This is a genomic window from Neorhizobium sp. BETTINA12A, assembly GCF_023006485.1.
GTDB lineage: Bacteria > Pseudomonadota > Alphaproteobacteria > Rhizobiales > Rhizobiaceae > Neorhizobium.
In genome coordinates, this window is sequence record NZ_JALBGW010000008.1 from 79,743 (window position 1) to 89,593 (window position 9,851).

Here is a 9,851-nt window from a genome sequence, read left to right on the forward strand (position 1 = left end):
CCGAAGCAGAAAGTTTCGTATCGTGGCGCCGGTTTGGCATTTGGTTGCAGATCGTGGCCGGCGTGGCGGCCGACGACCAGGCTTTTTTCGACCATGCTTACGGACGCGCGGCATAAGATGCGGCCCCGAGCCGCCGGTTTGGCGAAAGATACCGCCGCCGGCCCCGCCTTCGGATAATCGTCCGGCCCCTTCCCCTCGAAACTCGAAGCTCAAAACGGAGAGCATCGTCCATGCCAATCGGGGACATCGAAACCATACCTTTCGGCATCGAACACCTGGATCGCGCCATCCACCTTTCGCGCGAAGCCGGCTGGCCGCACCGCCTGCAGGACTGGCAGGTCGCCCTGCATCTGAGCCAGGGCGTGGTCGCGTTGGACGAGGCCGGCGAAGTGGTCGGCACGGCATTGATGACCCCCTACGGCGATGACTGCGCCACCATCAACATGGTAATCGTCGGCGCCAAGCTGCGTGGCCGTGGCGTCGGACGCCGTCTGATGGACGCCGTCCTCAGACTTGGTGGCGAGCGGCCGCTTCGGCTGATCGCCACCTCCGACGGCCTGCCGCTTTATGAAAAGCTGGGTTTCCGGAAGACCGGCGCGGTTTTCCAGCATCAGGGCACCCTCGGCGAAGTGCCGGCGCCTCCCGATACTGAGGCCGCCATGGCTGCCGATCTCTCCGAGATTACCGCCATCGATCGCAACGCCTTCGGCGCCAGCCGTTCGGCGCTGATCGCAAAACTTGCCAAAATCGGCGAGTTCGCCGTGATCCGCCGCAATGGCAAGATCGCGGGGTTTGCCTGCATCAGGACGTTCGGTCGCGGCGAGGTAATCGGGCCTGTCGTCGCGACGGATCTCAAGGATGCCAAGGCGCTCGTCAGGCATTTCATGAGCCGCAGGTCTGGGGCCTTCTTCAGGGTCGATACTGGCGATGCCGGCCTCGCCGCGTGGCTGGCCGAGCATTCGCTCGCCCATGCGGGCGGCGGCATCGCAATGGCACGCCCAGTGGTGGCCCGTCCCGCCACCTCGACATTCACCACCTTTGCCCTGGCCAACCAAGCCCTCGGCTGATCCGGAGACGACCATGCTCAGCAATTCCCTCATCGAACTCGATCGCGCCCATCTCGTCCATCCTGTCGCGTCCTATCGCGGCCATGAAAAACAGGGCGTGCGGGTGCTCGCCTCGGGCAAGGGCGCGACCGTCACCGACGCGCAAGGGCGTCAGCTGATAGACGGCTTTGCCGGCCTCTGGTGCGTCAATGCCGGTTACGGGCATGAGTCGATCGTCGAGGCCGCGGCCCGTCAGATGCGGGAGCTTCCCTACGCGACGGCCTATTTCGGCCTTGGTTCCGAGCCGGCCATCCGGCTTGCCGCCGAGCTTGCCGACCGTGCGCCGGGCGATCTCGATCATGTCTACTTCACGCTGGGCGGCTCGGATGCCATCGACAGCACGATCCGCTTCATCCGCTATTACTGGATTGCGAGGGGGCAGCCACAGCGCGATCAGTTCATCTCGATCGAACAGGGTTATCACGGTTCTTCCACGGTCGGCGCCGGCCTGACGGCGCTGCCGAACTTCCATGCCGGCTTCGGCATTCCCTTCGACTGGCAGCATAAGATCCCGTCGCCTTATCCCTATCGCAATCCGGTCGGCGAGGATCCGAAATCGATCATCGAAGCCTCGCTTGCTGCGCTGAAAGCGAAGATCGAGGCGGTCGGCGCCGATCGCGTGGCGGCCTTCTATGCAGAGCCGATCCAGGGCTCCGGCGGCGTCATCGTCCCGCCCAGGGGCTGGATGAAGGCGATCCGCAACCTCTGCAAGGAATACGGCATCCTGTTCGTCGCCGACGAGGTGATTACCGGCTTCGGGCGCACCGGACCGCTGTTTGCCTGCAGCGAGGATGACATCGTCCCCGATTTCATGACGACGGCCAAGGGCCTGACCTCGGGTTATGTTCCAATGGGCGCCGTGCTCATGGCGGATCATGTCTACCAGGTGATCGCCGATGGCGCCGGTGCCTCGGCGGTCGGGCATGGTTACACCTATTCGGCCCACCCTGTCAGCGCGGCCGTGGGTCTGGAAGTGCTGAGGCTCTACGAAGGCGGGCTGCTCGAAAACGGCATCAAAGCCGGTGCGCGGCTTATGGCAGGTCTCGAAAGCCTCAAGTCCCACCCGCTGGTCGGCGATGTCCGGGGTCGCGGCATGCTGGCGGCCATCGAGCTGGTTACCGATAAGGCAGCCAAAACGCCGCTTCCGGCCGAAGCCGCGCCGGCCCGCCGGGTATTCGACCGCGCCTGGGACAACGGCCTGGTGATCCGGGCCTTTGCCAACGGCGTCATCGGATATGCCCCGCCGCTCTGCTGCACGGAGGCGGATATCGACGCAATTATTGAACGCACTGCAAAGACACTGGATCAGACACTGGAAGATCCTGATGTCCGCCGCGCGGTGAAGGGCTGACCCGGCCTTGGGGCTGCCGGCTGAAATATCGTCGGCAGCCCGATTTCGAAATTTTGTGCCGAGCTGCCCTGCCGATTCGGCGAAAACCGTTCCACCGAACTGTCACTATTGCAGTCAATGAGGGCCTCAGGCCCCCGAAAATCCAGCATTTTCGATAGAAGAACGTCTAGGCCGGGAACAGCATATTCTTTCGCAGGTGGCGTTTATGCCAGCAGCATCAACTGGGGATATGGAATTGACGAAAGCTCTTCCGGAATTCAAGTACATGACCTTCGACGTGGTCGGCACGCTCATCGATTTCGAGAGCGGTCTGACGTCCTGCCTGCAGGGCATCGCCGCCGAAGCCAATGTCGCCATCGACAGCGAAGAGGCGCTTTCTCTCTATCGCGCCGCCCGGTACTCCGGAGATGCCGATCTTTTCCCCGATGATTTGGTGCGCGTCTATCTTGCGATTGCGCCGAAGCTCGGACTGCCGGCCGAGGAGGCCTATGGCATTCGCCTGCGGGATTCCGCCAAGATCTGGAAGGCTTTCCCCGACAGTGCCGCGGCGATGGCAGAACTTGGCAGGCACTATCGCCTGATCGCCATGACCAATGCACGCCGCTGGGCTTTCGACCATTTCGCAGCGGCGCTCGGCAATCCATTTTATGCCGCCTTCACCGCCGACGACACCGGTACGGAAAAGCCCGATCCGGCCTTCTTCCACAAGGTGTTCGACTTCGTTGCCAAGGATGGGGGCGACAAGAGCGACATCCTGCATGTCGCCCAGAGCCAGTATCACGACATTGGCGTTTCCCGCGATCTCGGCATGACGAATTGCTGGATCCAGCGTCGACATGCGCAGCCTGGCTACGGCGGCACGATCGAACCGTCGCAGTTCACCGAGCCAGACTATCATTTCACGTCCATGGCCGGATTGGCCGAAGCCGTGAGGACCGCGCACGGCAACTGACGGAATTCACGATTTTCAAGCATCGGGCCAAACCACGGAAGATGGGTTGCCCGCCAACCAGCGAAAAGGGGAATGACATGAACGACAAGATCACGAACTGGACCACGTCCGACGACGCAATGATCGAGAACGCCATCCGCCGGGGCGCAAGCCGCCGCGAACTGCTGACGATGCTGTTGGCGGGTGGCGTCGCACTTTCCGCAGGTGGCTTGACCCTCGGCCGGGCTTCCAGCGCGGTGGCGGCCGCCCCGAAGTCAGGCGGGCATTTGAAGGCGGCAGGCTGGTCGTCGTCGACCGCCGATACACTTGACCCAGCCAAGGCATCGTTGTCGACCGACTATGTCCGCTGCTGCGCAATCTACAATCGCCTGACCTTCCTTGATAAGGCTGGCAGCGTTCAGATGGAACTCGCCGAAAGCATCAAGAGTGGAGACGCCAAGGTCTGGACCGTCAAGCTTCGCTCCGGCGTCACCTTCCACGACGGCAAGTCGCTGTCGTCGAAAGACGTCGTCTTCTCGCTGAAGCGGCATCTCGATCCTGCCGTCGGCTCCAAGGTCAACGCGATCGCCAAGCAGATCACCGACGTCAAGGACGTCGATCCGCTGACGGTCGAGATTACCCTGGCCAACCCGAATGCGGACCTGCCGACCATCCTGTCGCAGCACCATTTCATGATCGTGCAGGACGGCACGACCGATTTTTCGAAGGGCATTGGTACCGGCGCGTTCAAGATGGAAACCTTCCAGCCGGGCGTCAAATCGATCTTCACCAAGAACCCCAACTATTTCAAGACAGGCGGCGCCCATGTCGATTCGTTCGAGTTCTTCGCCATCAGCGACGACAACGCACGCGTCAATGCTCTGCTTTCGGGAGACATCCATCTCGCGGCGTCGATCAAGCCGCGCTCGATGAAGCTGGTGGAAAGCCAGCCCGGCTTCGTGCTGTCGCAGACGACGTCGGGCAATTATACCGACCTCAACATCCGCCTCGATCTCGCCCCCGGCGACAAGGCAGATTTTGCGGCCGGCATGAAATATCTGATCAACCGGCAGCAGATTCAGAAATCCGTTTTGCGCGGCCTCGCCGAAATCGCAAACGACCAGCCGGTCTCCCCGGCCAGCGTCTATCATAATGCGGAACTGAAACCGAAAGCCTACGATCCGGACAAGGCGAAGTTCCATTTCCAGAAGGCCGGCCTGCTTGGCCAGTCCATCCCGATGATCACGTCGGAAGCGCCGACCGCGGCGGTGGAAATGGCGACGATCGTCCAGCAGTCGGCCTCGGAGATCGGCATGAAGTTCGACGTTCAGCGCGTTCCGTCCGACGGCTACTGGTCGAACTATTGGCTGAAGGCACCGGTTCACTTCGGCAACATCAATCCGCGGCCGACCCCGGACATCCTGTTTTCGCTTCTCTACGCCTCCAACGCACCGTGGAATGAAAGTCAGTACAAGTCGGAGAAATTCGATAATATGCTCGTCGAAGCGCGCGGTCTTCTCGACGAGGCCAAGCGCAAGGAAATCTACGGCCAGATGCAGGTGATGATTTCCGAGGAAGCCGGTACGGTCATCCCGGTCTACATTTCGAACGTGGATGCGATCTCGGGGAAATTGAAGGGGCTTGAAGCCAACCCGCTCGGCGGCATGATGGGTTACGCCTTTGCCGAATACGTCTGGCTCGACACCTGAGGCTTGACCCTTGGCGGCAGGGGGAAGCTTCTTCTGCCGCCGCGGTTGCGCCTGATAGTACTGTCCCTGGTTCGTCCACGGATGGTGCCGGCTATCTCGAACTTTTCAGGCAAGGAAACCCTATTGCGCACCTATGTCCTTGGACTCATCACGAACCGTCTCGGCAGTTCCGCCCTGACGCTGCTGATCGTGTCCTTCGCGGTCTTTTTCGCAACGGCAATGCTTCCAGGCGATACCGCCACGATCCTGCTCGGTCAGGCCGCGACGCCGGAAGCCGTTGCCGGTCTCAGGGCCGCAATGCATCTCGACGAACCGGCCTTCCTCCGTTTCGGGCGATGGCTCATCGGCCTGCTGCAGGGAGATCTGGGGACCTCCTATGTCAACAATCTACCGGTCGCGCAGCTGATCGGGGCGCGGTTCGTCAACACGATGCGTCTTGCCGGCATCGTCACTCTTTTTGCGGTTCCCCTGTCGCTGACGCTTGGCATCACCGCTGCGATGTTTCGCGGCTCGGTCTACGACCGTATCGTCACAATCCTGACGATCGGCATCATCTCGGTGCCTGAGTTCATGATTGCGACATCGGCCGTGCTCTTGTTCTCCGTCTATCTCAAATGGCTGCCGGCATTGTCTTTCACCAGCGATGTCACATCCTTCTGGCAGGTGCTGAAGATCTACGCCATGCCGGTCATCACGCTCACCTTCGTCGTCTCGGCCCAGATGATCCGCATGACCCGCGCCGCCGTCATCGATACGATCAACACGCCCTATGTGGAGGCCGCGATCCTCAAAGGGGCGTCACGCTGGCGTGCAGTCCTGCTACACGCACTGCCGAACGCGGTCGGCCCGATCGCCAATGCGATTGCGCTTTCGCTCTCCTACCTGGTCGGCGGCGTCATCATCGTCGAGACGATCTTCAACTATCCCGGCGTCGCGAAGCTGATGGTCGATGGCGTTTCCACCCGGGATCTCCCGCTCATTCAATCCTGCGCCATCATTTTCTGCGTCGGCTACCTCGCACTCATCACATTCGCCGACATTGTTGCAATCCTTGCCAATCCGAGGGTGCGCTAACCATGACCACGTCCACGACACTGGGCCGCAGAGTGAGTTATCGTTTCAGCCGGGTTGGGATGATCGGCTTTACGATCATTCTCTTCTGGGCGGTCATCGCCCTTCTCGCGCCCCATATCATTCCGTATCCCGTCGGCGAGATCATCGACGACGACTATTTCGGCCCGATCAGCAGCAAACTGCTTCTCGGCTCCGACTATCTGGGCCGGGACATGTTCTCGCGCATCATCATGGGCGCCCGCTACACGGTCGGCATCTCGCTTGCCGCCGTCTGTCTCGCGTGTTTCAGTGGTGCCGCGCTCGGCATGGCGGCTGCCGTCATTGGTGGCTGGTTCGATACGCTGCTGAGCCGGTTGCTCGACGCGCTCAACTCAATTCCAAGCAAGCTTTCCGGTCTGGTCGTCGCTGCCGCCGTCGGGTCGTCGCTTCCCGTGCTGATCATTATGCTCGCCGTGATCTACACGCCCGGCGCCTATCGGTTTGCCCGGTCGCTTGCCGTAAACGTCAATACGATGGATTACATCACGGTTGCCCGGACCCGTGGCGAGGGCATTCCTTATGTCGTCTTTTCGGAAATCCTGCCGAACATCGCAGGCCCGCTGCTTGCCGATTTCGGCATCCGCTTCGTGTTCATCGTCCTCCTTCTCTCCGGGCTTTCCTTCCTCGGCCTCGGCGTCCAGCCGCCTTATGCGGATTGGGGAGCGCTGGTTCACGAGAATATCGGTGGCCTGCCATTCGGGGCGCCGGCCGTCATCGTTCCCTCGCTGGCGATTGCGAGCCTCACCATCAGCGTCAACCTGCTGATCGACAATCTGCCCAAGAAGATTCGCGATCGGAGCGCGTGAATGGAAAATCTCGTTGAAATCCGCGATCTGAGGGTAGAGGCAACGACCGATGCGGGCCGCCGCATCGAGATTATCAAAGGCGTCGACCTCGATGTCGCGCCCGGCGAAATCGTCGCCCTGATCGGTGAAAGCGGATCGGGCAAGACGACGATCGCGCTGACGATCATGGGCTATGCCCGCCCCGGCTGTCGGATCTCGAGCGGCAGCGTCACGGTGGCCGGCAAGGACATGATGGCGCTGAGCGAGCGGCAACGCGCACATGTGCGTGGCCTCGAGGTCTCCTATGTGCCGCAGTCCGCCGCGGCCGCATTCAACCCGTCGAAGCGCATCATCGACCAGGTCGTCGAAGTGACGCGCATTCATCGGCTGATGTCGCTAGCGCAGGCCAAAAAGAAGGCGATTTCCCTGTTCAGAGCGCTTTCGCTGCCCAATCCCGAGGAAATCGGCAACCGTTATCCGCATCAGGTTTCCGGTGGCCAGTTGCAGCGTCTTGCCGCCGCGATGGCGCTTATCGCCGATCCGAAGCTCGTCATATTCGACGAGCCGACCACCGCGCTCGACGTGACCACCCAGATCGAGGTGTTGCGCGCCTTCAAGGCGGTGATGAAGAAAAGCGGCATCGCCGGCGTCTATGTATCCCACGATCTCGCGGTCGTCGCACAGATTGCCGACCGCATCGTCGTGCTGCGTGGCGGCGATGTGCAGGAAGTCGGCAATACCGCCGACATCCTGTCCGATGCCAAGCATCCCTATACGCGCGAGCTGCTGTCGGCCTTTGAACCGAAGTCTCGCGGCGAAAGTATCATTGTTGCAGCGCCGGAACACGCGCCGCTCCTGAAGGTCAATGGCCTGATCGCCGGGTATGGCCCGCTCCAAGCCGACGGTCTGCCGCTCGTCAAGGCCGTACAAGAGGCAAGCCTTTCCCTGGAACGCGGCCGCAATCTCGGCATCATCGGTGAATCCGGCTGCGGAAAGTCGACGCTTGCACGCTCGATTGCCGGTATCCTCCCCGCATCAGCCGGCCAACTGACCCTCGACGGGCGCGAACTTGCCCGCTCCGTCGGTCAGAGAAGCCGGGAGCAATTGCGCGAGCTGCAGATCGTCTTCCAGCATGCGGACACCTCGCTCAATCCGGCAAAGACGGTCGAGGAAATTCTCGGGCGGCCGCTGAAATTCTACCATGGCATGAAGGGAAAGGTGCGGGACGCCCGGATCGACGCGCTTCTCGACATGGTCCGCCTGCCGAAGACGCTTCGCAGCCGAACCCCCGCCGAGCTCTCAGGCGGTCAGAAACAGCGCGTCAATTTTGCCCGAGCGCTCGCCGCCGAGCCGAAACTGATCGTCTGCGACGAGATCACCTCCGCCCTCGACACCGTCGTTGCTGCGGCTGTCATCGATCTCCTGAAGGAAATGCAGCGGGAGCTTTCCCTCTCTTACATCTTCATCAGCCACGATCTGTCGGTTGTCGAAGCGATCTGCGACGAGATCGTCGTGATGTATAACGGCCGCAAGGTCGAGGCAATCACGCCTGCAATCTCAAAGATCCCGCAGCACCCCTATTCGAAACTGCTGTTCTCGTCCGTGCCGAAGCTCGATCCAGGCTGGCTCGATGGCCTGGAGCGTGATCCCGAGCTCGTTAAAACCTATGTGCACGGCTGAGGCGGCAATTGCCGTCTCATTTCCGCGGACAATAATTATTGGCTGGGAGCATGTACGGCTATACCAGAAACAGGCTGGTAAGCGGCATATGCGCTTTGACGATGGGCGACTTCAGGACAACGAAGCTGAAATATTTGTCGATGCCGATATCCATATCGGTCAGCCGTTCCATGATCGTCTGATATTCGCCGATACCGGCGGTGACGAACTTGAGCATATAGTCGTATCCCCCCGACACCAGGTGGCATTCGATCACCTGGTCGACTTTCTCCACGGCTGCGAGAAACCGCGCGAAGTCGATCTGGCGATGGTTTTTGAGCGTGACCTCGGTGAAGACCGTCAGGGTCTGGCCAAGCTTGCCGATATTGATCTGGGCCGAATAGCCCTGGATATAACCTTCCTGCTGAAGCTTCTTGACGCGCATCAGGCAAGGGCTCGGTGAAAGATTGACCAGTTCGGCAAGCTCGACATTGGTGATGCGGCCGTTCTTCTGCAGCTCATAGAGGATCTTGATGTCGATACGATCGAGCTTCACGTGTGGACATCTCCCAAGGCCGGCAGCATTTTATGCCGCGAAAGTTCGAGATCGACTTTAACACTATGGCTTCTCTTGTCTATTTCATTCTGCGCAGGGACGGCCAGCACAATAAATCGCATTATCGGTTAAGGGCGGAATCTTGTGCTGTTCGAAGGCTGTGTGCGGTAACCTCGGCGCGGACTGCGCCATTATGCTGAGGCATCGATCCGGCTGCGCCCAGGAGATTGAATATCATGCCAGCACCGCTCACGCTCGTCGAAACCGATGCCGGATTGCCGCGTTCCGCCGACGCGGTCGTGATCGGTGCCGGTATCGTCGGCGTCTTCACGGCTTATTATCTCGCCCGACGCGGCCTTAAGGTGGCGCTCATCGAAAAGGGGCGGATCGGCGCCGAGCAATCGAGCCGCAATTGGGGCTGGTGCCGGCAGCAGAACCGCGATGCGCGCGAACTTCCGATGGCGACCAAAAGCCTCGACCTGTGGGAACGCTTCGCCGCCGAGACCGGCGAGGAGACCGGCTTCCGGCGCTGCGGCCTCCTCTATCTCAGCGACAACGAGGAAGAACTGGCAGGCTGGGCGCGCTGGCGGGATTTCGCCCGCACGGTGGGCGTCACCACCCACATGCTCGACGGTGCCGGG

The 9,851-nt window shown here is 61.0% G+C and carries 9 protein-coding genes; 8 read left to right on the forward strand and 1 reads right to left on the reverse strand.

Annotated elements, in window-relative coordinates; genetic code table 11:
• Positions 1-230: 230 nt before the first annotated feature.
• The 7 genes from MOV61_RS04395 to MOV61_RS04425 all read left to right on the forward strand — a co-directional run bounded on the left by MOV61_RS04395 (position 231) and on the right by MOV61_RS04425 (position 8,675).
• Entirely contained in the window at positions 231-1,067 is an 837-nt protein-coding gene (locus tag MOV61_RS04395; protein ID WP_247135695.1) for a GNAT family N-acetyltransferase, read from the forward strand.
• Positions 1,068-1,080: 13 nt separating this feature from the next.
• On the forward strand, positions 1,081-2,457 hold the full coding sequence (locus tag MOV61_RS04400; protein WP_247135696.1) for an aspartate aminotransferase family protein: 1,377 nt from the start codon (positions 1,081-1,083) through the stop codon (positions 2,455-2,457).
• A gap of 229 nt (positions 2,458-2,686) precedes the next feature.
• Positions 2,687-3,409 (forward strand): HAD-IA family hydrolase, encoded by a 723-nt coding sequence (locus MOV61_RS04405; RefSeq protein WP_408962349.1) that lies wholly within the window; start codon positions 2,687-2,689, stop codon positions 3,407-3,409.
• Between the two features lie 77 nt (positions 3,410-3,486).
• Positions 3,487-5,097 (forward strand): ABC transporter substrate-binding protein, encoded by a 1,611-nt coding sequence (locus MOV61_RS04410; RefSeq protein WP_247135698.1) that lies wholly within the window; start codon positions 3,487-3,489, stop codon positions 5,095-5,097.
• An 81-nt stretch (positions 5,098-5,178) separates the two neighbouring features.
• Positions 5,179-6,171 carry an ABC transporter permease gene (locus MOV61_RS04415; protein WP_408962347.1) on the forward strand — a complete coding sequence of 331 codons (993 nt, stop codon included), beginning with the start codon at positions 5,179-5,181 and terminating at the stop codon, positions 6,169-6,171.
• Between the two features lie 2 nt (positions 6,172-6,173).
• A complete protein-coding gene (locus MOV61_RS04420; RefSeq protein WP_247135700.1) occupies positions 6,174-7,016 on the forward strand; it encodes an ABC transporter permease in 843 nt (280 codons plus the stop codon).
• A complete protein-coding gene (locus tag MOV61_RS04425; RefSeq protein WP_247135701.1) occupies positions 7,017-8,675 on the forward strand; it encodes an ABC transporter ATP-binding protein in 1,659 nt (552 codons plus the stop codon). It begins immediately after the preceding gene.
• Positions 8,676-8,733: 58 nt separating this feature from the next.
• On the opposite strand, the gene MOV61_RS04430 is transcribed toward MOV61_RS04425, so the two are convergent.
• The gene (locus MOV61_RS04430) at positions 8,734-9,210 is read right to left on the reverse strand and encodes an Lrp/AsnC family transcriptional regulator (RefSeq protein WP_040124996.1); all 477 of its coding nucleotides are present in this window, start codon (positions 9,208-9,210) and stop codon (positions 8,734-8,736) included.
• A gap of 236 nt (positions 9,211-9,446) precedes the next feature.
• Here MOV61_RS04430 and MOV61_RS04435 point away from each other — a divergent pair.
• Positions 9,447-9,851, forward strand: a 405-nt coding sequence (locus MOV61_RS04435) for an FAD-binding oxidoreductase (protein ID WP_247135702.1), incomplete at its 3' end; no start/stop codon positions are given.